This window comes from Nocardiopsis sp. NPDC049922, assembly GCF_040660275.1.
Lineage (GTDB): Bacteria > Actinomycetota > Actinomycetes > Streptosporangiales > Streptosporangiaceae > Nocardiopsis.
On the sequence record NZ_JBFAME010000002.1, the window covers coordinates 496,048 to 518,517 of the forward strand.

At 74.1% G+C, this 22,470-nt stretch carries 16 protein-coding genes; 9 read left to right on the top strand and 7 right to left on the bottom strand.

Annotated elements, in window-relative coordinates:
• Positions 1–10: 10 nt before the first annotated feature.
• From AB0I72_RS06390 to AB0I72_RS06405, 4 genes are all read right to left on the bottom strand, one after another.
• Complete coding sequence (locus AB0I72_RS06390; protein WP_358563621.1) at positions 11–1,024, bottom strand: ABC transporter ATP-binding protein; 1,014 nt, start codon at positions 1,022–1,024, stop codon at positions 11–13.
• Positions 1,021–1,911: an ABC transporter permease gene (locus tag AB0I72_RS06395; RefSeq protein ID WP_358563776.1), complete on the bottom strand. Its 891-nt coding sequence runs from the start codon at positions 1,909–1,911 to the stop codon at positions 1,021–1,023. Before AB0I72_RS06395 ends, AB0I72_RS06390 begins: the two co-directional genes overlap by 4 nt.
• A gap of 98 nt (positions 1,912–2,009) precedes the next feature.
• Positions 2,010–3,080, bottom strand: coding sequence for an ABC transporter permease (locus AB0I72_RS06400; RefSeq protein ID WP_358563623.1), 1,071 nt, complete (start codon positions 3,078–3,080; stop codon positions 2,010–2,012).
• A complete protein-coding gene (locus AB0I72_RS06405; RefSeq protein WP_358563625.1) occupies positions 3,077–4,912 on the bottom strand; it encodes an ABC transporter substrate-binding protein in 1,836 nt (611 codons plus the stop codon). Before AB0I72_RS06405 ends, AB0I72_RS06400 begins: the two co-directional genes overlap by 4 nt.
• 235 nt (positions 4,913–5,147) lie before the next feature.
• Here AB0I72_RS06405 and AB0I72_RS06410 point away from each other — a divergent pair, with 235 nt between their 5' ends.
• The 5 genes from AB0I72_RS06410 to AB0I72_RS06430 all read left to right on the top strand — a co-directional run bounded on the left by AB0I72_RS06410 (position 5,148) and on the right by AB0I72_RS06430 (position 11,358).
• Positions 5,148–5,861: a metal-dependent hydrolase gene (locus AB0I72_RS06410; RefSeq protein WP_358563627.1), complete on the top strand. Its 714-nt coding sequence runs from the start codon at positions 5,148–5,150 to the stop codon at positions 5,859–5,861.
• Positions 5,862–6,025: 164 nt separating this feature from the next.
• The gene (locus tag AB0I72_RS06415; protein WP_358563629.1) at positions 6,026–6,685 is read left to right on the top strand and encodes an O-methyltransferase; all 660 of its coding nucleotides are present in this window, start codon (positions 6,026–6,028) and stop codon (positions 6,683–6,685) included.
• Between the two features lie 58 nt (positions 6,686–6,743).
• Positions 6,744–7,901 carry an exonuclease SbcCD subunit D gene (locus AB0I72_RS06420; RefSeq protein WP_358563631.1) on the top strand — a complete coding sequence of 386 codons (1,158 nt, stop codon included), beginning with the start codon at positions 6,744–6,746 and terminating at the stop codon, positions 7,899–7,901.
• Positions 7,901–10,882: an SMC family ATPase gene (locus AB0I72_RS06425; RefSeq protein WP_358563633.1), complete on the top strand. Its 2,982-nt coding sequence runs from the start codon at positions 7,901–7,903 to the stop codon at positions 10,880–10,882. The genes AB0I72_RS06420 and AB0I72_RS06425 overlap by 1 nt, the downstream gene beginning before the upstream one ends.
• A 47-nt stretch (positions 10,883–10,929) precedes the next feature.
• Positions 10,930–11,358 (top strand): hypothetical protein, encoded by a 429-nt coding sequence (locus AB0I72_RS06430; protein ID WP_358563635.1) that lies wholly within the window; start codon positions 10,930–10,932, stop codon positions 11,356–11,358.
• 109 nt (positions 11,359–11,467) lie between these two features.
• Here AB0I72_RS06430 and AB0I72_RS06435 read toward each other — a convergent pair whose 3' ends face one another.
• A complete protein-coding gene (locus AB0I72_RS06435) occupies positions 11,468–13,666 on the bottom strand; it encodes a cytochrome c oxidase assembly protein (RefSeq protein ID WP_358563637.1) in 2,199 nt (732 codons plus the stop codon).
• A gap of 386 nt (positions 13,667–14,052) precedes the next feature.
• Between AB0I72_RS06435 and AB0I72_RS06440 the strand changes: the two genes are divergently transcribed.
• The 4 genes from AB0I72_RS06440 (at position 14,053) to AB0I72_RS06455 (ending at position 18,547) form a co-directional block, all read left to right on the top strand.
• Positions 14,053–15,312, top strand: a complete 1,260-nt coding sequence (locus AB0I72_RS06440; protein WP_358563639.1) for an amidohydrolase family protein — start codon at positions 14,053–14,055, stop codon at positions 15,310–15,312.
• A gap of 156 nt (positions 15,313–15,468) precedes the next feature.
• The gene (ald, locus tag AB0I72_RS06445) at positions 15,469–16,590 is read left to right on the top strand and encodes an alanine dehydrogenase (RefSeq protein WP_358563641.1); all 1,122 of its coding nucleotides are present in this window, start codon (positions 15,469–15,471) and stop codon (positions 16,588–16,590) included.
• Positions 16,591–16,828: 238 nt separating this feature from the next.
• Entirely contained in the window at positions 16,829–18,019 is a 1,191-nt protein-coding gene (locus AB0I72_RS06450) for an enolase C-terminal domain-like protein (protein ID WP_358563643.1), read from the top strand.
• Between the two features lie 72 nt (positions 18,020–18,091).
• Complete coding sequence (locus AB0I72_RS06455) at positions 18,092–18,547, top strand: MaoC family dehydratase (protein WP_358563645.1); 456 nt, start codon at positions 18,092–18,094, stop codon at positions 18,545–18,547.
• Positions 18,548–18,584: 37 nt separating this feature from the next.
• Here AB0I72_RS06455 and AB0I72_RS06460 read toward each other — a convergent pair whose 3' ends face one another.
• Positions 18,585–20,192, bottom strand: coding sequence for a glycosyltransferase (locus tag AB0I72_RS06460; RefSeq protein ID WP_358563778.1), 1,608 nt, complete (start codon positions 20,190–20,192; stop codon positions 18,585–18,587).
• A 56-nt stretch (positions 20,193–20,248) separates the two neighbouring features.
• Positions 20,249–22,249, bottom strand: coding sequence for a glycosyltransferase (locus tag AB0I72_RS06465; RefSeq protein WP_358563647.1), 2,001 nt, complete (start codon positions 22,247–22,249; stop codon positions 20,249–20,251).
• Positions 22,250–22,470: the final 221 nt, after the last annotated feature.

Sequence of the window (22,470 nt, forward strand, 5' to 3'; positions counted from 1 at the left end):
GGGATGCGGGTCATGGGAGCTCCGTGGGCAGGGGAGCCGATCGGGCCGGGCCGACGTGCACGCACGCCGCGTGGCGGGCGGAGCGGCCCTCGTGGTCGGGGTCGACCGGCCACAGCGGCGGGTCGACCGTGGCGCAGACGGTCTCCGCGGAGGCGCAGCGCGGTCGGAACACGCACCCCGGGGGCGGGTCGGCCGGGTCCGGCGGCTCGCCCGGCAGGCCCCGGGGCGCCAGGCGCGAGGCGGGGTCCCCGACCCTGGGGAACGCGGCGCTGAGCGCGCCCGCGTACGGGTGCGCCGGGCTGTCCACGACCTCGGCCGCGGGTCCCTGCTCGACGATCCTGCCCGCGTACATCACGGCCAACCGGTCGCAGTGCGCCGCGAGCACGGACAGGTCGTGGCTGATCATGATCATGCCGATGCCCTGGTCGACGGTGAGCCCCCGGAGCAGGGCCAGCACCTGGGCCTGGATCATCACGTCCAGGGCGGTGGTGGCCTCGTCGGCGATGATCAGACGCGGCTCGCACGCCAGCGCCATGGCGATCATGACCCGCTGCCGCTGGCCTCCGGAGAGCTGGTGCGGGTAGTCGCCCGCACGCGACGCGGGCAGACCCACGCGCTCCAGGAGTTCGGCCACCCTGCTCCGCACCCGCTCCGAGGGAACCGTGCGGTGGATCAGCATGGGCTCGGCGATCTGGTCGCCGACCCCGCGCACCGGGTTCAGCGAGTGCGACGCGCCCTGGAAGACGATGGCGGCGCCCGCCCACCGCACCGCGCGCAGCCGGCCCCACCGCATCCCGAGGACGTCCTCGCCCTCCAGCAGGATCTCCCCGGTGGTGCGCGCGGTTCCCGGAAGCAGCCGCAGCAGCGCCAGGGCGACGGTGGACTTGCCGCTGCCGGACTCCCCCGCCACCCCGAGCGTGCCCCCCGCGTCGAGGGTCAGGTCCACGCCGCGCACGGCCGGGACGTCACCGCGCGCGGAACGGTAGGCGACGTGCAGGTCGCGGACGTCGAGGAGGGTGGTCAACGCACCTCCCGCGGGTTGAGGACGGACTCGACCGCGCGCCCGCACAGGGTGAACGACAGGGCGACGGCGGCGATCGCCAGTCCCGGCGGGATCATGTACCACCAGATCCCGGCGCTGATCGCCCCAGCGTTGCGAGCGGCCTCCAGCACGCCGCCCCACGACACCGTCGCGGGGTCGCCCATGCCGAGGAAGGACAGGGTGGACTCGGCGATGATCGAGGTGGCCACCAGCAGGGTGGTCTGGGCGAGCACCACCGGCATCACGTTCGGCAGGACGTGCCAGAGCATGACGTGGGCGTGGCCGCCGCCGAGCGCGCGGGCGCGCTCGACGTAGGGTCTGGCCTCGACGGCGAGGGTCTGGGCGCGCACCAGTCGGGCGGTGGGCGGCCACACGGTGAGTCCGATGGCCAGGACGATGGTGCCGACGCCGCGCGGCAGGACGGCGGCGAGGGCCACGGCCAGCACGAGGGTGGGCAGGACGAGGAACCAGTCGGTGACGCGCATCAGGACCGTGGACACGACCCTTCCGCCCAGACCGCCGTGGGAGCCGAAGTGTCCCGCGGTCACCCCGACGAGGGTGCCCAGCGCGACGGAGACGAACGTGGCCAGGAACCCCACCGAGAGCGAGACCCGCGCGCCCCAGACGACCAGGTCGAGGACCGACCGGCCGAAGTTGTCGGTGCCCAGCGGGTAGCGCCAGCCGGGCGGCTCGTAGGGGGCGCCGGGCGCCTGGGTGATGGACAGCCCGCTCTCGTCCACGAACAGGGGCGCGGTCAGGGCCACCGCGCTGATGGCGACCAGGATCGCCAGTCCGACCAGGCCCGAGCGGTGGCGGGCGTAGTCCCGGGCGAACGCGACGAGGGCCGCCCGGCGACGGCGCCAGGCCAGGGCGGCGGGCCTGGGCGGAGCCGGGACGGGGCCCGTCCCGGTGTCCGCCGCGGGTGCGGTGGCGGAGTCGGGCCGGGCGCCCCGCCCGGTCGGGGCGCTCACGGCCGTACCCGGGGGTCGAGCAGCGGGTAGACCAGGTCGGCGAGGAGGTTCATGAGGATCACCGAGGCCGCGAAGACGACGAACAGTCCCTGGACGAGCCCGAGGTCGGGCACGCGCAGGCCGGAGTAGAAGAGCTGGCCGAGCCCGGGCCAGGAGAACACGGTCTCGACCAGGATGACGCCGGAGACCACCTGGCCGAGGTTGAGGAAGACGAGCGTCACGGTGGGCAGGAGCGCGTTGGGCACGGCGTGCCTGCGGCGGACGAGACCGTCGCGCAGGCCCTTGGCGCGGGCGGTGGTGAGGTAGTCGGCGCCCCGCTCGTCCATCAGGGAGGAGCGCATGATCATGAGGTACTGGGCGTAGATCACCGCGACCATGGTGGCGACCGGCAGCACCATGTGCCGCGCGACGCTCAGCGCGGTGTCCAGGGTTCCGGTCGCCCCGGGGTCGACCATGCCGCCGGTGGGGAACAGACCGGGCACGAACCCGCGCCCCGAGGCGAGCACGACGATGAGCAGCAGCCCCAGCCAGAACGTGGGCACCGACCACAGGAACAGGGCCACGGCGGTGTGCGCGCGGTCGGCGCGCCCACCCGGCCGCCACCCGGCGCGGGCGCCGAGGAACAGGCCGAGGAGTGCGGCCACGACCGTGCCGGTCCCGGCGAGCAGGACCGTGGGGCCCAGCCGTTCGAGGATGAGGTCGGCCACCGGTTCCCGGTACTGGAAGGACGTGCCGAGGTCGAGGCGGGCCAGCCCCGCGCCGTAGTCGAGGAACTGCTGCCACAGCGGCTGGTCCAGCCCGAACTGGCGGCGCAGCTCCTCGCGCTGCGCGGCGGTGACCTCACGTCCCTCGGTCATGGCCCGGACCGGGTCGCCGGGCAGGATCCGGAAGAGGAAGAACCCGGCGACGACCACCGCGAGCAGGGAGATCACGGCGGTCGCCAGCTTCCCCGCCACGTAGACGAGCACGCGCCAGGCGCGCTCGGGGCCCGCGCGGGCGCGCGGGGCGGGGGTGTCCGGCGCCCCCTGGGCGGCCGGAGCCCCCGTCGTGGTGGGGTTCGAGGTCACTCGCGGTCCTCCATGGTGGCGCGGCGGCGGATGAGGACGAAGGCGCCGGCGGCCACCGCGACGGCCACGACCGCCCCGGCGCCGACCAGGAAGGACAGGCCCGCGCCGGGCAGGCCGGAGTCGGCCGACGCGACGGGTTGGGCCGACCAGAACGCCCAGTAGCCGTCCTGGCCCCAGATGTTGCCGCCCGGGTCCGGCTGGATCTGGATGTCGCCGACCTGGTCGCTGCGGTAGGCCTCCATGATGTCGGGGTAGGCGAGGACGTTGACGACCGCCTCGCGGTAGAGCACCTCCTGGAGTCCGTGGATGATTCCGGCGCGCGTGGGGCGGTCGTACTCGGCGAGCTGGGCGGCGTAGAGCTCGTCGTACTCCTCGTCGCAGAAGTAGGCGTCGCCCTGCATGGTGCCCGGTTCCTCGGGCAGGGCGCCGCAGGTGTGGATGCCGAACACGTAGTCGGGGTCGGGGTTGACCGTCCACCCGGTGAAGATGAGGTCGTACTCGCCCGCGTACAGGGCGTCGCTGAGCACGCCCGGGTCCACGGTCAGGTTCTCGACCTCGACACCGATGTCGGCCAGGCGCTCGACGAGGATCAGTCCGGCGTTGACGTTGGCGGGGCGGTCGCGGTGGACGTGCATGCGCAGTTCGAGCCGGTCGCCGTCGGGCGAGACCCGCACGCCGTCCTCCCCACGCTCGTACCCGGCCTCGTCGAGCATCGCGTTGGCGGCGTCGGGGTCGAAGGCGAGGAAGTCCTCCTCCCCCTCCGGTGACCAGTGGAAGTCGTCGTAGCGGGCGGGGACGTAACCCCCGGCGGCGACGGCCTGGCCGCCGTGCGCGAGCTCGACGATCTCGTCGTTGTCGACGGCCATGACGATGGCCTGGCGCAGGGTGCGGTCGGCGAGGGCGGGGTGGCCGTCGCCGAACTCCTCGCCGTCCTGGGTGCGGGCGCCGGGGTTGACGGTGAAGGCCTGGAAGCGCTTGCCCTCGGCCCGGTTGACCGTGATGCCGTCGACGCCCTCCAGGGAGGTGGCCTGGGCCTCGGTGAGCTCGTAGACGAACGAGACCTCGCCGCCGCGCAGCGCCTCGACCGCGGCGTCCTTCTCGGAGTAGTACCGCAGGACGATCTCGTCGAAGCCGGGGGCGCCCCGCCAGTGGTCCGGGTTGGCCTCCAGGGTGATGGACTCGCCCGGTTCGTGCCCGACCAGGGTGAACGGCCCGCTGCCGACGACGGGGAACTCCTCGTTGGTGTGGTCGGAGAAGGCGTCGCCCTCCGCTTCCAGGATCGGTTCCCACACGTGTCTGGGGACGATGGGGACGGCGAGGGACTCCATGGTGGCCTGGGGTTCGGCGAGTTCGACGACGACGGTGTGGTCGCCCTCGGCGGTGACCGACTCGAACCCGGCGACGTAGCTGCCCGAGGCGACGGCGGCGGCGCTCTCCGCCATGATCGTGGTGAGCGTCCACACGACGTCGTCGGCGGTGAGCGGCTCCCCGTCGGTGAAGACGACGTCGTCGCGCAGCTGGAAGGTCCAGGTCAGGCCGTCCTCGCTGGCCTCCCACCCCTGGGCGAGGGCGGGGGCGGGCTCGTTGGTCTCGGGGTCGGCGGTGACCAGGGTGTCGTAGACGTGGCCGAGGACGTTGGTGGTGACCGCCAGCTGGGCGACGAAGGGGTTGAACGTGTCGACCTGTTGGGAGACGGCGATCGTGAACGTGTCACGGTCGTCGGTCCCGGCCGCGGCGGGCGCCGCCGTGGTGCCCCCGACGAGGAGGAGCGCGGCGACGGTGGCGGCCGCGCGCCGGAGGAGGATTCCGGGAGTGCGGGGGTGGGTGTGCATGGCGGCCCCTGTCGGGATCGTGGGCTCGGTGGCGTGCCACCGGGGGGTTGGTTGGTTGTTTACCAACCGGAGGAGACGAGCGTCAATGACCTCCGAGGCGAGCTGTGGATATCGGAACGCGATCGCCGCGGAAGAATGTCGTGCGCGGGTGTCGGGGAGCGCCGTGCGTCGAATGCGGCGGCCCGGAATGACCTCCGATTCGCGGTGAATGCGGTACTCCGCTACGGTTCCGGCCATGATGGGGCACTCTCACGCCATGAGCGGCGTGGTCGGTTGGATGGCGGTCGTTCCGCTCGTGCAGGGGACGGAATTCCTCGGGCTCAGCTTCGACCTGGGTTCGGGTGAGATCATCGCCGGCGCGCTCGTGTGCGCGGGGGCGGCGCTCCTGCCCGACCTGGACCACAGGAGCGCCACGGTGACCAAGACCTACGGGAAGGTCACCGAGACCCTGAGCGGGATCCTCGCGTGGGCGTTCGGCGGGCACCGGGTCGGCACGCACTCGTTCCTGTTCGCGATCCTCATGGGTGTCCTGGTCCAGCTGCTGGCCCTGTGGTCGGAGCTGGCCGTGCAGGTGTTCGTGTTCCTGCTCATCGGCATCGCGCTCCAGGGCCTGGGTTTCGGCCTGGACAAGAACCGGACCGCGTCCGGGATCATCAACGCCCTGGGCACGGCGGCGATCACCCTCGCCCTGTTCACGTCGGGCGTGAACTACACCTGGTTGGGCCTGGCGGTCGCCTTCGGCTGCGTCCTGCACTTCGTCGGCGACATGATCACGAAGATGGGCGTGCCGCTCTTCTGGCCGTTCGTCAAGAAGAAGATCGGCCAGGGCCAGGGGTTCGTCACCGACGGGCCCGTGGAGAAGAAGGTCGTCACACCGCTGCTCACCGTCGGCGTGATCGTCTACTCGATCTACCTCTTCGACTGGCCCGAACTGCTCCCCGCCTACTGACGCCCGGCCTGCCCACGGCGCTCGTCCACAGGCGCGCGATCGGGGCTGGACACCCCCACCAGCGATGCGCTCGTCCCGACATCAGGGGTCCCGACCCACCGACCGCGTCGTGCCGCCCCGGGGCGCTCACGGACACACGGAAGCAGGATCGGTAGGGTGACCCCGTGACTCGATCCACGGAGACCATCACCCCGGAACTGCACTCCTACCTCGTCGCCCACAGCGAACCGGTCGACGACGTCCTCACCGACCTGGTCGCGGAGACCGAACGCCTCTTCCCACAGTTCGTGGGCATGCAGATCGGCCCCGAGCAGGGCGCGTTCATGACCCTCCTCGCCCAGGCGATCGGCGCGCGCGACGTCGTGGAGGTCGGCACCTTCACCGGCTACTCCTCCATCTGCCTGGCCCGCGGCATCCCCGCCGACGGCACCCTCCTGGCCTGCGACATCAGCGAGGAGTGGACGTCCGTCGCCCGGCGCTACTGGGAGCGCGCCGAGGTCGCCGACCGGATCACCCTCAAGCTGGGCCCGGCCCTGGACACCCTGCGCGCCCTGCCCCGGGAGCCGCGGTTCGACCTCGCCTTCGTCGACGCCGACAAGCCCGGCTACGTCGGCTACTGGGAGGAGCTCGTCCCCCGTATGCGGCCGGGCGGCCTCCTCCTGGCCGACAACACGCTCTCCCACGGGCGCGTCGTCGACCCCGACAACACCGACGCCTCCGTCCAGGGCATCCGCGACTTCAACGACCACCTCGTCGCCGACGACCGCGTCAGCCAGGTCCTGCTGCCCATCGGCGACGGCCTCACACTCGCCCGGAAGCGCTGACGCCCGGTCGTCCACAGGTTGACCGGTTCTCCCGGCGGACACGCCCGCACGTTCGGTAATGTCCAGTTCCATGCGCCTGCTGCACACATCGGACTGGCACCTGGGCCGCTCCTTCCACCGGGAGAACCTCATCGACGCCCAGGCGGCCTTCCTCGACCACCTCGTCGACACCATCGCCACGCACCGCGTGGACGTCGTCGCGGTCGCCGGCGACCTCTACGACCGCGCGCTCCCCCCGGTGGACGCCGTCCGCCTGTTCGACCGCGCCCTCAGCCGGATCCGCGCCACCGGCGCCCGCGCGGTCCTCATCAGCGGCAACCACGACTCCATGGCCCGCATGGCCTTCGCCACGGACCTCATCGACGCCTCCGGCGTCCACCTGCGCAGCTCCCTGGACGGCGTCGGCGCCCCGGTGGTCATCGACGACGACCGCGGCCCCGTCGCCTTCTACGGCATCCCCTACCTGGAGCCGGAGATCGCCCGCCACCACTGGGACCTGCCCGAACGCGGCCACCCCGCGGCGATCGGGCACGCCATGGACCTGATCCGCGCCGACCTCGCGCGGCGACCCGGCACCCGGTCGGTCGTCCTCTCGCACGCCTTCGTCACCGGCGGAGAACCCTCCGACAGCGAGCGCGACATCGCCGTCGGCGGCGCCGCCCACGTCCCCGCGTCGATCTACGACGGCGTCGACTACGTCGCCCTCGGCCACCTGCACGGCCGCCAGACCATCACCCCGTCGGTGCGCTACTCGGGGAGCCCGCTCGCCTACTCCTTCTCCGAGGAACGGCACGTCAAGGGCTGCTGGCTGGTGGACCTGGACGCCGACGGCCTGGCCGACGCCGCGTTCGTCCCCGCTCCCGTCCCCCGCCCGCTCGCCAGGATCCGGGGACGCATCGACGACCTGCTGTCCCGACCCGAATGGGGCGCCTACACCGGTCACTGGCTCCAGATCACCCTCACCGACCACCGCCGCCCCGCCCACCCCATGGACCGGCTCCGCGAGCGCTTCCCGCACACCCTGCTGCTGGACTTCGCCCCGGAGGGCGGCACGCCCGAGACCCGTCCGGTGGCCGCCGCCGTCGCCGACCGCGGCGAGCGGGAGGTGGTGACCGACTTCGTGGAGTGGGCCCGCGGCGCCCCCGCCACCCCGGAGGAGGCCGAGCTCGTCACCACGGCGGTCGAACAGGTCCGGATCCAGGAGGGGACGCGCTGATGCGTCTGCACACACTCACGGTCCAGGCGTTCGGCCCCTTCGCGGGGACCGAGCACGTCGACTTCGACCGCCTCAGCGCGGGCGGCCTGTTCCTCATCCACGGGCCCACGGGCGCGGGCAAGACCTCCGTCCTGGACGCCGTGTGCTTCGCCCTCTACGGCAGGGTGCCCGGCGCGCGTCGGGACGACCGCTCCCCCAAGAGCGACCACGCCCCGGTCGACCGCGTCCCCGAGGTCACCCTGGAGTGCACGATCCGGGGCAGACGCGTCCGGATCGAACGCCGTCCGCGCTGGGAGCGCCCCAAGAAGCGCGGCACGGGCACCCGGACCGAGAACGCCAAGGTGGTGGTGACCGAACTCGTCGACGGCCGCTGGGAGGGCGTCACCACCCGACCCGACGAGGCCGGGCAGTTCGTCGGCGACCTCCTCGGGCTCACCCTCGACCAGTTCTGCCAGGTCGCCCTGTTGCCGCAGGGCGACTTCGCGCGGTTCCTGCGCGCCAAGGCCGAGGACCGCCGCGAGTCCCTGGAGCGCATCTTCAACACCCGCGTCTTCCGGGACGTGGAGGAGTGGTTCAGGGGGCACGCCAACCGCCTCCGGCTGGAGGTGGAGTCCGCCAACGAACGGGTGCACGCCGTGGCCGGGCGGATCAGCGAGGTCGGCCGATCCCCCGCGCCCGACCTGCCGGAGGAACTCTCGGCGTGGGCCGCCGAACTCGCGTCAGTCACCGCCGCGACCGCCCGGGACGCCGCCGTCGTGACCACGGGGGCCACCGAGGTCCGCGACCGCGCCCAGGACGCGTGGACGGCGGGACGGCAGGTCAGGGCACGCCAGGACCGGTGGGCCGCCGCCCGACGCCGCCAGGAGGAACTCGCCGGGGGCGCGGAGGAACGCGCGCGGATCGACGCCAGGCTGACCGCCGCCGAACGGGCCGCGTCGGTGCTGCCCGTCCTGCGCGCCCGCGACCACCGCCGCACCGAACTCGACAAGGCCGGGCTCACCGTCGCCGAACGCACGTCCCTCGTGGCCGGCCTGCCCGGTGTCGGCGACCTGGCCCAGGACCCGCTGTCCGTCCTGGACGCCGCCGAGCGCGAGCGTCGCGACGAACTCGCCCGCCTGGACCTGCTGCGCGGCGACGCCGAGCGCCGTGCCGCGCTCGGGCGGTCCATCACCGCGTTCACCGACCGCCTCGGCGGTGTCCGGGGCGAACTCGACCGCGTCCGGGAACGGATCGCCTCCCTGCCGCCCCAGGTGGAGAACGTGACCGGCGAACTGCGCCAGGTCCGCGACCTCGCGAACCGGGTGGAGACCGCCCAGGCGGCGCTGGCCGCGGCGGAGCGGCGCCGGGACGCCGCCGACCTGTACGAGCGTCTGGGCGGACAGCTCGTCGAGGCCGAGGACCGCCACCGCGCCGCCGTCGACACCGCCCAGAGCGCCCACGACCACGCGCTCCACCTGCGCGAACGGCGGATCACCCACATGGCCGCCGAGCTGGCGGGCCAGCTCGCCGAGGGGAGCCCGTGCGCGGTGTGCGGGTCGCTGGAGCATCCCGCGCCCGCGCGGCCCAGCGAGGAGGGGCTGGTCTCGGCCGAGGAGGAGAAGGCCGCCCAGACCGCCGCCAACGCCGCCGACGCCCGCCGCGCCGAGGCCGGGAACGCCGTCACCGCGCTGCGCGAACGGCGTTCCGCCGCGCTGGAGCGCGCCGAGGAGCGCACGGTCGGGGCCGCCCGCGAGGAGGTGGCCGCCCACGCCCGCGCCCTGGAGGAGGCGCGCGGCGCCGCCGTGGAGGCGCGCCGGTTGGAGGAGACCCTGGAGCAGCTCACCGCCGACCTCGACCGGGCCAGGGCGAGGGAGGGCGAGCTCACCCGGTTGGAGACCGAGGTCGAGACCGACCGCGCCAACGCGGTCGCCGAGCACGCCCGGCTGACGGAGCTGCTGGACGCGGCGCGCGGTGACGACGCCGGGATCGGCGAGCGGATCGCCCGGCTGACCCGCGAGGCGGACCTGGTCGGCTCCGCGGCGGACGCGGTGCGGGCCCGTGACCGCGCGGGCGAGGAGCTGCGGATGGCCGCGGCCGACGTGGACCGGCACCGCGCGGACGCCGACTTCGCCACCGAGGCCCAGGTGTGGGAGGCCGCGCTCGACGAACCCCGGCGGCGCGAGCTGCGCGAACGCGCGCGCGCCTACGACGACGACCGGGCGGCGGTGGCGGCGGCCCTGGCCGACCCCGACCTGGTCGAGGCCGGCGCCGCACCCGTACCCGACCTGGAGTCCCTGGCCGGCGCCGCCGAGGACGCCTCGGCCGCCGCCGACCACGCCGTGGCCTGGCGGAGCATGCTGGAGGACCGGGCCCGCCGACTGGCCGCCCTGCGCGACGAGCTCGACCGGGCGCTGGCCGGGTGCGAGCCGGTGCTGCGCCGCTACGCCGTGGCCGAGGGCATGCGGTCCCTCACCGCGGGGACCTCCGCCGACAACACCGGCGGCGTCCGCCTGTCCGCCTACGTCCTGGCCGCCCGGCTCGAACGGGTGGTGGCGGCCGCCAACGACCGGCTGCGGACGATGTCGGACGGCCGGTACGAGCTGCGGTACACGGTGGACAAGGCGGCGGGCGACGGGCGCGCGCGTTCGGCGGGCGGGCTGGGCATGCGGGTCGTGGACGCCTGGACCGGTGTGGAGCGCGACCCCGCCACCCTGTCCGGCGGTGAGACCTTCTTCAGCTCGCTGGCGCTCGCGCTGGGTCTGGGGGACGTGGCGAGCGCGGAGGCGGGCGGCACCGACATCGACACCCTGTTCGTGGACGAGGGCTTCGGAACGCTGGACGAGGACACCCTGGAGGAGGTGCTGGACATGCTCGACCGGCTGCGTGACGGGGGCCGCGCGGTGGGTGTCGTCAGTCACGTCGCCGACCTGCGGCAACGGGTCAGCACACGGCTCCGGGTGGTCAAGGGCGCCGCCGGTTCGCGCGTGGAGCACATCGGCTGACGGCGCGCGCCCACCCCGGGTGGGGCCACCCCGGGGGCGGTGCGACAATGACCAGCGTGAATTCGCTGGTCAACATCGCCGTGTTCGGAATCGGGGGCGCCGTCATCACGGCGGCCCTCATCGGTCTTCTCCTCGTCGTCGCCGGAAGCGGCAACGGCGCCTCGCCGCGGGTGCGCACCGTGTTCGGCACCGCCTCGGTGGTGCTGCTCGTTCTGCTGCCGACGCTCGCCGCGGCCAACGTCCTCGCGGGTGGCGCGGGGTTCTGGACGGCGTTCGCCACGGCGGTCTGCGTGGCCGTGGTGGTGTGCGCCGTGAACGTGGCCCTGCTGCCCCTGGCGGCGCGCCGTCAGGCCGCGGCGGGCGGGGCCGACGCCCTCGCCGCCCTGCGGCCGTCCCTGCCGGTGGTCGCCGTGAGCCTGGTGATCTGCCTGGTCGTGGGGCTGCTGGGTGCGGGTGTGGCGGCCCTGACCGTGTAGTGTCCAACGACGGTGGGGGCGGGCCCGGCCGGGCCCGCCCCCACCGTCGTTCCAGGGCCGGTGAGCGCCGCGGTCGATGCCCGGAGGCCGGTCAGCGTTCGGCGGCCGGTCAGCTCCGTTCGCCGGACGCCGGATCCGGACCGCCGTCCGCGTCGGCGGCGTCCCGCTCCGTGTCGACGGACTCCGCGAGAGCGGTCTCCTCCGCACCGCCCCGCGCCCCGGCCGACCCCGTGCGCACCGTCGCGGTCGCGCCGCGCGAACGGCGGTCCAGCTCGGCGAGGTAGGCGTTGTAGGCGTCCATGTCGGCGTCGTCGGAGCCGCCGCGCGCGCTGTGCCGCTGACGCCGCCGCTCCTGCTTCATGTCGTCCTGGAACCACTGCCGGACCATGGCGATCGTGACCAGCAGCGTCGGGATCTCACCCAGCGCCCAGGCCACGCCCCCGCCCATGTACTGGTCCTCCAGGCGGCTCTCCAGCCAGGGAATCTCGATCTGGTCGTAGAACTCCGGAGCGATCGGGTCCGTCTGCTCCATGATCGCGATGCCGAAGAACGCGTGGAAGCCCATGACCAGCAGCAGCAACAGGAAGCGCAGCAGGTAGGGGACCTTCCTGGGCGCCGGGTCCACACCCGCGATGATCCAGTAGAAGAGGAACCCCGAGAGCAGGAAGTGCACGCTCATGAACATGTGGCCGAGGTGGTCGTTCATCAGCGTGCCGAACAGCGGTGTGAAGTACAGCGCGTACGGGCTGAGCACGAACATCGGCGCGGCGAACGCGGGGTGCGTCACCACCTTGGAGAACCGGCTGTTGAGGAACAGGGTCAGCCACTCGCGCGGCCCCCGGTCCCCCCTCCGCCTGGCCGGCTTGAGCGCGCGCAGCGCCAGGGTCGCCGGAGCGCCCAGGACCAGCAGGATCGGCGCGAGCATGGCCAGCATCATGTGCTGGATCATGTGCGACGAGAACAGCACCGCGGCGTAGGTGGCGAAGCCGCTCAGCTGGGTGGCGACGACGGACAGCAGGCCCAGTCCGAAGAAGACGGTGCGACCGATCGGCCACGTGTCACCGCGGCGCCGCAGCCGGACCACGGCCGCTCCGTACAGACCGCCCGCGACGACGACGAACATGATGAAGAACAGGTCCGGGCGCCACAGCGTGAGCAGGTTCGCGACGTCCATGGGCGGCGGCACGGGGAACCCCAGGATCGCCGCGGCCGGGTCGACCTCGCTCTCCAGCGGCGGCGGGGGCGCGGTCCGCCCGAGGCCGACCGAGATACCGACGACGGCCGCCATGATGAGGATCTCGACCCCCGACACCAGCAGGAACATCGACCGCTGGAACGAGGCGCCCTCGGGCCCGTCGGGCGCCGCGTGGATCCTTCCGAGCGCGTACCGCCGGTTCATGTACCCGAACGCGCCGAGGACGCAGAACAGCACGAACTTGACGACCATGATGAGGCCGTACTCGGTGAGGACGAGTTCGTCGACGGTGTTGAGCCGGGCCAGCGCGCTGCCGACACCGCTGATCGCCACGCCCGTGAACAGCCACAGCGCCAGTCGGCTGAACCGCGCGACCGCCACGACCGGGTCCTGCCCGTCCCGGCGCATCGCGTGGTAGGTCACGGCGGCCAGACCGCCGACCCACGTGGAGATCGCGATGATATGCATGGCCAGCGCCGTCACGGCCAGCTCGTGCGCTCCGGCGGAGGCGGAGTGGCCGGTCAGGCCGGGGGGCGTGACGGCCACCAGGGCGGCGGCCATCAGCCAGATGCCGCCGGTGGCCGAGGTGACCGTGCGGCCGAACAGGGCGACGCCGGTGGTGATGAGGATGACGAACATCAACGCGACGCCGCCGGAGACCGATCCGGCGTAGGCGGTGACCTCGTCCACGCTGACCTGGCCGAACGACACGGCCAGGAACTCCGACGCCTGGAAGTACATGGTGAACACGGCGGCGACCGCCCACGCCAGCGCCGCCCAGGTGGCGCCGCGCACGTAGTACTGCGCCTGCGCCGACAGGCGGCCCTTGTCCGAGGGCAGCAGGACCGTCGCGAGCAGCAGGAGGCCGATGGTCAGGACCCCGGAGGCGTCCATCACCACCTTGGCCAGGGGAAGCCCCCAGCGCACACCCTGTCCCGCGTCGGGCAGCCCCGGGATGAGCACGGGGAAGGCGGCTCCGCCCAGGATGAGCGTCAGGATCAGGGCCAGGACGCACAGGACCGCCGCCGCACCGGCGAAGAGCGGTACGCGTCGGGTCCCGGGTGCGTCCCGGTCGACCTTGGCTGGGGTCGTGTTCTGTGCGGGAGGAGCCACGCGTCACTCCGTCGTCGGCGTCTCGTTGATGGCTGGTCGGCGCTGTGGTAGGCCGTGGCGGCCGCCGCGCGGCTGTCCGAGGTCGGTCCGAAGGACCCGCACGGGGACACCGCGCTCCAGGTTAAACCGTTGACCACACGGGGTCGTCCCAGGGTGGTGTGAGCCGGATCCGCCACGCGCGGGCACCTGCGGGCCCACGCCCTCCCGGGCCGGAACCGGGCTGGAAATCGTCGTTCGCCCCTTCCGTCGAGCCCCTTCGCGATACGCTCGGGTCCCGGCGGAACCGCGTCCCTCCGCCACCGGGTGCCCACGGTTCCCTCCCGTCGCACGGCACCCGCGACCCGCAGGCCCCCCTCTCTCATCGCGAGCCCTTCGAAGGGACGAGCATGACCGAGTTCGACAGTGTGGTCCGGTCCAGGTGCGTCGTCGCACCCGAGGGGGTCGGTCCGCTCAGCGTCGGGATCCGCGACGGCCGGATCGAGGCCGTGGACGACTACGCCGCGCCGATGCCCGCGCGCGAGGTCACCGACCTGGAGGATGTGGCGCTGCTGCCGGGGGCGGTCGACGTGGGCACCGGCGTCCACGAGCCCGGACACGACCTGGCCGCGTGCTACCGGAGGGCGGGCGAGGCCGCCCTGCGCGGCGGGGTGACCACCCTGGTCGCCGCACCCGCACCGGCGCGCCCCCCGGTGGCCTGCGCGGACTCGCTCCAGGTGCACCAGCGCGCGGCGGTCGGCACGGGCGTGTCGGTGTACTTCCTGGGCGGGGTGACCCGGGGCAGCGGTCCCCTCGATCTGGCCGACCTGCGAGCGGCGGGCGTGGTGGCCTTCCACTGTTCGCTGTCCGACGGCGGCGCCCCGGACCTGGCCGCCCTGGACGACCCCCAGCTGCGCAAGGCCATGGCGGAGCTCGCCGCCCTCGACACCGTGCTGCTGGTGCACGCCGAGGACGCCGCCGAGCTGGGCACGCCCCCGGTGTCGGCGGAGCAGCGTCCGGCCACGGCGGAGCGGCGCGGGATGGAGCGGGTGATCGCGGCGGCGCGCGTGGCCGGGGCCCGCACGCACGTGACGCCCTTCACCGCGGCCGAGTGCGCGGCGCTCCTGGCCGCGGCGGGGTCGGTCGGCGTCGGCCTGACCGCGCAGACCTGTCCGCACTACCTGTGCCTGTCGGCGCAGACCCCGGGCGCGGAGCCGTGGGCGCACGTGTGCCGTCCGCCGCTGCGGTCGGACGCCAACCGCAGGGCCCTGTGGAGCGCTCTGCTGGCCGAGGGGGCCTCGCCCTGCGGGTCGGCGATCACCACGGTGGGCTCGGGGCATCTTCCGTCGCACGGCCTGTTCACGCTGGCGTGGAGCCTGTCGGCGCTGTGGACGGCCGCGCGCGGGCGGGGCCGGGGGTTGGCGGACCTGGCCCGGTGGACGGCGGGCGCTCCGGCCGAGCTGCTGGGCCTGGTGGGGAAGGGGCGGATCGCGGTGGGGTGCGACGCCGACCTGGTCGCCTTCGACCCCGTCCACCGTGTCACCGTGCCGCCGACGGACCCCGGGCCGTACGCGGGCCGGGAGCTGGCGGGGTCGGTGGGGCCGGTGTGGGTCTCGGGGCGGCGCGTACCCCGACCGGAGGCGGTCACCGGGGTGGAGCCGACCGCCTGACCGTGCCCTCCCACGCACACCCTCGTGTCCCACCCCACACACTGTCCTTACACGATGTCAACAAGGCCGCTCATGGCCATGCATGTTGCCGATGGCGGATCAGTGCCTTCCCAGGTCACAGTGGGGATATCAACGGAGATACCAGTTGGAGGAACCGTGCGCATCGGCGTGCCCCGCGAGATCAAGAACCACGAGTACCGGGTGGCCATCACCCCCGCCGGCGTCCACGAGCTGGTCCGCCGCGGCCACGACGTGGCCGTGGAGCGCGACGCCGGTGTGGGCTCCTCCATCACCAACGAGGAGTACCAGGCGGCGGGGGCCACCATCCTCGACACCGCTGACGAGGTGTGGGGCTACGGCGACCTGATCCTCAAGGTCAAGGAGCCGATCCCGGCCGAGTACCACCGCATGCGGGAGGGCCAGACCCTCTTCACCTACCTGCACCTGGCCGCGTCGCGCGAGTGCACGGACGCCCTCCTGGAGCGCAAGGTCACCGGCATCGCCTACGAGACCGTGCAGCTCCCCGACGGCTCGCTGCCCCTGCTGGCCCCGATGTCCGAGGTCGCGGGCCGTCTGGCCCCGCAGGTCGGCTCGGTGACGCTCCAGCGCCCCAACGGCGGACGCGGCGTCCTCATGGGCGGCGTCCCGGGTGTGCGCCCGGCGCGCGTCACCGTCATCGGCGCGGGTGTGTCCGGCCTGAACGCGACCCAGATCGCCGTGGGCATGGGCGCGGACGTGACCGTCCTCGACCTCAACGTCAACAAGCTGCGCCACGTCGACGCGCTGTACCGGGGCCAGGTCAAGACCGTCGTGTCCAACGCCTTCGAGCTGGAGCGGTCGGTCCTGGAGTCGGACATGGTGATCGGCGCCGTCCTGGTGCCGGGCGCCAAGGCCCCCAAGCTCATCTCGAACGAGCTCGTCTCGCGCATGCGTCCGGGCGCGGTCCTGGTGGACATCGCCATCGACCAGGGCGGCTGCTTCGAGGACTCGCGTCCCACCACGCACGCCGACCCGACCTTCACCGTGCACGACACCGTGTTCTACTGCGTGGCCAACATGCCGGGCGCGGTGCCGAACACCTCGACGCACGCCCTCACCAAGGACACCCTCCGCTACGCCGTGGCGCTGGCGGACAAGGGCTGGCGTCAGGCGCTGCGCGACGACGCCGCGCTGGCCGGCGGCCTGAACACCTTCGACGGTGAGGTCGTCTACGCGCCGGTGGCCGAGGCGCACGGCCTCAAGAACGTCGAGCTGGACGACGTCCTCGCCCGGGGCTGATCGGGCCCGCCACGGGCCCATCCGGTGGTGCTCCCAGGGGCCGGCCGCCTCCGACACACGTCGGGGCGGTCGGCCCCCGGGCGTGTGTCGCGGCCGCTCACCGGGCCGACCAGGTGGGGCTCGCCGCACCGGTCGGGGTGGCCGGTCCGGTCGGGCGCGGGTACCGTCGAATCGACAGACCGCTACCGGCCGGGGCTCCCCCGGACCGGCGGGAGACCAGACACCGAGGTGGGAGAGCGTGGCACACACCGGATCGGCGACCGTGACCAGGATCGTCGAAGTCGAACTGGTCCGGCTGCGCGCCGCGTCCGGCGGGCGCGGCGCCGGTGGTCCGGTCCTGGTGCGCGTGGCCGACGGCGAGGGGCTCAGCGGCTGGGGCGAGATCCCGTGCGCGACCCCCGCGCAGTGGGACGGCCTGGCCACGTCCTTCGCCCCGGCCCTGCTCGACCACCTGTGGCGGCGCCCGACGGAGGTGGGTGACGCCTGGGCCGACCTGCCGTGGGACCCCGCGGTGGTCGGCGCCCTGGACACCGCGTGCTGGGACCTGTGGAGCCACCAGCGGGGAACGCCGTTGGCGCACGCCCTGGGCGGGGAGCGCACCGCGTTGACCGCGGGGGTGACTCTGCCGCCCCAGGCGACCGTGGAGTCTCTGGTGACCGAGGTGAACCGGCAGGTGGGGGCGGGCTTCCGCCGGATCAGGCTCTCGGTCGGCCCCGGGTGGGACTCCGACGTGGTGCGCGCCGTGCGCGCCGCGTTCCCGTTCCTGGTCCTCCAGGTGGACGCGGGTGGACGCTACACCGAGGACCCCGCCGACCTCGACGCCCTCCACGTGTTGGACGACCTGGACCTGCTGGCCATCGAGGACCCCTTCGCCCCCGACGACCTGAGCGCCCACGCGCGGTTCGCGGCGACGGCCCGGACCCCGGTGGCGCTGCACCGCTCGCTGGAGTCGGTGGAGGACCTCAGCGAGGCGATCCGCCTGGAGGCGGGCGGCGCCGTGAACGTGGACCCGTCCCGACTGGGCGGGCTGACGTCCGCCCGTCGTGCCGTGGACCGGGCCGTGGACGCGGGCTGGCGGGTCTGGTGCGGTTCCTCCGCCGTGACGGGTGTGGGCCGCGCGGCGACCGTCGCGCTGGCGTCGCTGTCCGGCGCCACGCTGCCAGTGGAGGCTCCTCCCGCCGGGTCCCGGGGTCGTGACCTGGTGGTTCCTCCGGTGCGTGCGCACGACGGGGTGCTCCCGGTGCCGTTGACGGAGTGCGGTCTGGGGCACGGCGTGGACCGGGCGACGGTGGCCGAACGCACGACCCACGCGGTCCTGGTGGACGCCCACGGGGTGCGCGAGCTCACGGTGGACCGCCGTGAGGGGCGCGGGACGCGCCGGGTGGAGCGCCCGCGCGGGCCCGGCCACTCGGACGCCGCCACCCCATAACCGAACGTCGTTCGGTAGAGTGGCCGCACCGTCCGGTCCCCCAACCGCCGGACCCGACCGCCAGGAGGCGTCGTGCGCGTTTTCGCCGACATCGACGAGGTGGCCGCCGCCAGCGGCGAGCACCTCGGCCACACCGACTGGATCGAGATCGACCAGGACCGCGTCGACCTGTTCGCCGACGCGACCGGCGACCACCAGTGGATCCACGTCGACCGGGAGCGCGCCGCCGCGGGCCCGTTCGGCGCCACCATCGCCCACGGATACCTGTCGCTGTCGATGCTCGCCTACTTCGTCCAGCACATCGTCACGGTGACCCGCAAGCCCCGCATGTCCATCAACTACGGCCTCAACCGGGTGCGCTTCCTCCAACCCGTCACGGTGGGCTCGCGCATCCGGGACGGGATCGTCCTGTCCGACGTGCGGGAGACCCCCAAGGGCATGCTCGTCACCCTCTCCCACACCGTGGAGATCGAGGGCCAGGAGCGGCCCGCGCTCGTGGCCGACTCCCTGGGCCTCTGGGTCCCGTAGGACCGCCGGAACGGCGGGCACGGCGGGCACGGCGGCCTCAGCGCACGATCCTGCGCAGGATCCGCCGCCCGAGCCCCGGCGTGAACCACCTCAGCTTGCGTTCGGCCCGCCGCGCCCTGGCCCGCAGCCGTTCCGCCTCGGCGCGTGCCCGCTCCAGGTCGCGCCGCAGCTCCTCCTCGGTCGGCCGGTCGGCCGAGGTGTCCGCCCCCTCCACGAGGATCCCCGTCGGCGCGGCCCAGTGGCTGCCGTAGACCCGGTCCACGACGTCGTCGAGCGCGGCCCCGGCCGCCCCGGGCACCAGGCGGCGAGCCCGGGCGAACGCGCAGTGCCGTTCCAGGCGCACCTGCCCCGCCCCCGCCCGTGCCGTACCGGGCAACGGCGTGCGCAGAAGACCCGCGCCCTGGGTGTCGGCGGCCGTGACCAGCCGTTCCACACACGTCCGCGACGGGTGGGCACCCGCCGGGACCACCAGACGGAAGGGGACGCGCGGATCGGGTTCGGGCGGCCCCTCCACGAAGCGGACGCGGGGCTCGCCCCGGAACGTCTCCCGCACCAGCCGCAGGTCCAGACGCTCCTCGTCCAGCGGGGAGCGCCGGCCCTCCCCGAGCGCGCTCCACGCGCCGCACAGCCACACCCGGATGTCCGGGGTGCCGCCGTCCAACAGTCCGTGGACCGTGGCGGCGACCTCCTCCAGCGTGTGGCCGTCGGCGTCCACGACCACGTCGGCGAAGGGCACCTCCCACGCGTGCCCGGGCCGTCTGCGGCGCGGCTGGAAGTCGGGGACCCGGTTGGCCACGTACGGCTCCCGGAACCGCCTGCCCGCGTCACGGCGGGTCTGCATCTGCGAGCGGCCCAGGTGCCAGGAGCTCGTGTCCAGGTCGGGGACGAAGACCGCGCCCTGCTGGGACAACCGGTAGCCGAACTCGGTGTCGCCCCCCAACACCATGCCGGCGTCCATACCGCCCGCCGCCTCGAACAGGCTGCGGTGCAGCGACCCCGTCGCGCCGACGAACACCCGGTAGGCACGGTGGTCGGCGCCCCTCAGCCCGTCGTCGCGGTCGATGACCCGCTCCACCCAGTGCGGGTCGGCCTCCGCCCGGTCGAACAGCGTGTCGGCACGCCCCCCGCGCACCTCCCGGTACACGTGCTCCGGGGACAGCGCGCCGGGGACGAAGTCGACGAAGAGCTTGTGCCCCATGGCCACGCCGTAGTCCACCAGGTGGTGCCAGCGCATCTGCGACTCCACGTGCTCGCGGTACACGAGCATGTCCGCGTCCAGCCGCAGCACCACCTCCCCCGACGAGACCGCCACACCGGTGTTGACCGCGTGCGCCGACCCCCAACCGCCCGGCGCCGACGTGGCCAGCCGCGTGTTCTCGGGGCGCACCTCGGGCAGGACGAGCGGCTCCGGACTGCCGTCGTCGACCACCACCACCTCCGTCAGGTGCGCCGGATAGCTCTGCCCCGCCAGGGACGCCAGCACCAGCGCCAGCCGCTCCGGCTCACCATGCGCGGGGATCACCACGCTCACCGAGAGCGTCGGCGTCCACGCGCCCAGGGCCGGCGGTTCGAGCGGCGAGAAGTCGTTGCGCGTCAACCACGGCTGGTCGGCGGCGCCGGTGGCCGCCCCGGCCTCCGCCGGCACGCGTTCCGTCCCGGCGCCGGGTTCCGCGTCCGTCCAGCGGGCCCTGTCTGACGTGGTCACCGTCGTCCCCCCACGTGTCGCGTGGTCCCCGCCCGGAGGCCCAGGGGTTCGGGCTCGCCCTCCAGCAGCGCGCTCGGCCGCCATCCGGACCACTGTTCGGTCTGCTTGTCCAGGAAGTACGTCAGGTCCTCGGCCCAGGTGTGCCCGTCGGCCGTCCGCCGGATGACGAACCCCAGTCCGTGCGTGCGGTAGACGCGGGCGCCGGCGTGCTCGGCGGCCACGAGCATCTGGGTGTCGATCGCGCGCGGCAGGGGACGGAACCCGCCCGCGTCGTCGAGCACCGCCCGGTCGGCGAGCAGGGTGCTGCCCGCGACGGACCGCGTGACCGTCTCCGTCGACCGCGCCCGGCGCAGTGTCGTGTCCACCTCCTGGAGGTAGACGAACTCCGGCCCGACCGCGACGACGTCCGCCCGGGCGTACTCCCGTGCCAACAGGAGGTCGCCCAGGTGGTCGGGGCCGTACCAGTCGTCGTCGTCCCACTTGGCCACCAGGTCGCCGGACGCGCGGCGGACCGCGTCGTCGAAGACCACGCCGAAGAGCCGGTCGGCGGCGGCCTCGTGCACCTGGACGGAGAGGCCGACCAGACGGGCGTCGGCGAGCGCGGCCGCGACCTCGGGCAGGGACGCCGGGAAGCCGTGCGGCGTCAGCACGACCTCGACGTCCACCCCGCGCTGCCGGGCGATCTGCGCGAGCGCGGACCCGACCATCTCCGGACGCCGCGTGCACAGGACCACGGACACCCGGGGCTCCGGGCGGACCGGGATCCCCGCGGCCGTCGCCAGAGCGCGCCACCGCGCACGGAGCCCGTGGGTGCGCAGAGCGGCACGGCGCAGCCGAACGCTGTGCTCCTCGCGCCGCAGCCGGTCCGCCAGGTCCGCCTCGTCGGCGCCGGCCAGGAGTCCGGTCAACGGTTCGCCCAGCCCCGCGGCCCAGGGCGGAACGGGACCGCCGACCACGGGCACGCCGCCCGCGGCCAGGGAGGCCACCGCCCGCACGGCCGCGTCGCGGTCGAGGAGTCCGGCCCAGTCCACGCGCACACCGCGCAGGTGCCGCAGCCGCGCCAGGTCGACGTCGGTGACCGTCCCGTCCGGCGGGACCCGCACCGCCTCGAACCGCCCCTCAACGACGGCGGTGTGCCCGTCGACCCGGGTCAGCTCCCCCAGAGGGCCGCCCGCGTCCAGCGTGAACCCGACGGGGTTGACGGTGAGTTCGTCGACCGGGGCCACCTGGTGGACGGGGTCGGGGTCGCGCGCGGTGAGCCGTCGCGGTCCTCCCGTTCCCGGCTCCCGGCGCTCCGCGGCGGGGACGGTCGGGTCCTCCCACTCCGGCGGTTCCTCCTCCCCGCGCACGCGAAGGGCGAGGTCGGCGCGCGGCGTGACCCGCATCCGGGGAACGGGGCCGGTCTCCGCGATCCCCGACGCCGAGGTGTCGCCCGGGCGCCAGACCTGGGCCCCGCGTCCGTGCAGCGCGGCCCGCGGCGGGGGCGGTACGGCCCGCCGCCGTCCCCCGGTCCCGTCGAAGACACCGGCCAGGACCGTGCGCACGTCGATGCCGTCGGGGGCGAAGAGCGAGCAGGCCCACCCGGTTCGCCCGGCCCGGACGACCCGCAGCTCGTGGAGGCCGTGCCAGTCGCCGAGGCCCGGAGGGCGCGGTATCGGCGGCCGGTGCGGCGCGGGGGTGTCGGTCACGGCCACGACGACGTGCGCGGCGCGGGGAAGGTGGGCCGCCACGGTCACGGCGCGGCGCAGGTCGGTGTAGCTCGCGGCGACCACGGCCACCAGGCCCACGCCTTGGGAGGGTCCGGGGCTCCCGGTCACGCCGTGCGGCCCCAGGGGCTCGCCCATCGGGTGGCCGTCCAGGTCCACGACGCGGTCGGTCGGGCGGAGCCGGAGCCGGTCGAGGTCGTCCAGGGTCCGGTTCCGGCGGCCGACGCGGCACAGCACGGCGGGTTCGTCGCCGCGCACGCGCAGGGCCTGGCGGATGAGGGAGCGGATCATCGGGCGACCTCGGGTGTTCCACGGATGGCGCGGCGGCGGGCCGCCGTACGCGTGTCAACCACGAGACTCAGAGTAACAAGATTGTCACTTTATGCCAGGATCGCGGATGTGTGTCGGCGGGTGGGCGGATCACCCGGGAAGGCCCGTGAACACACGAACCCGGCCGTCACCGCGCATCGCGGTGACGGCCGGGTGGAACGGCCTCCCCGAGGCGGCCGCGG

Bases quoted from the DNA above. Each gene is read 5' to 3' on its own strand.
- AB0I72_RS06405 (WP_358563625.1), bottom strand. From the start codon at position 4,912: ATGCACACCCACCCCCGCACTCCCGGAATCCTCCTCCGGCGCGCGGCC.
- AB0I72_RS06410 (WP_358563627.1), top strand. From the start codon at position 5,148: ATGATGGGGCACTCTCACGCCATGAGCGGCGTGGTCGGTTGGATGGCG.
- AB0I72_RS06420 (WP_358563631.1), top strand. From the start codon at position 6,744: ATGTCCAGTTCCATGCGCCTGCTGCACACATCGGACTGGCACCTGGGC.
- AB0I72_RS06425 (WP_358563633.1), top strand. From the start codon at position 7,901: ATGCGTCTGCACACACTCACGGTCCAGGCGTTCGGCCCCTTCGCGGGG.
- AB0I72_RS06430 (WP_358563635.1), top strand. From the start codon at position 10,930: ATGACCAGCGTGAATTCGCTGGTCAACATCGCCGTGTTCGGAATCGGG.
- AB0I72_RS06440 (WP_358563639.1), top strand. From the start codon at position 14,053: ATGACCGAGTTCGACAGTGTGGTCCGGTCCAGGTGCGTCGTCGCACCC.
- AB0I72_RS06465 (WP_358563647.1), bottom strand. From the start codon at position 22,249: ATGATCCGCTCCCTCATCCGCCAGGCCCTGCGCGTGCGCGGCGACGAA.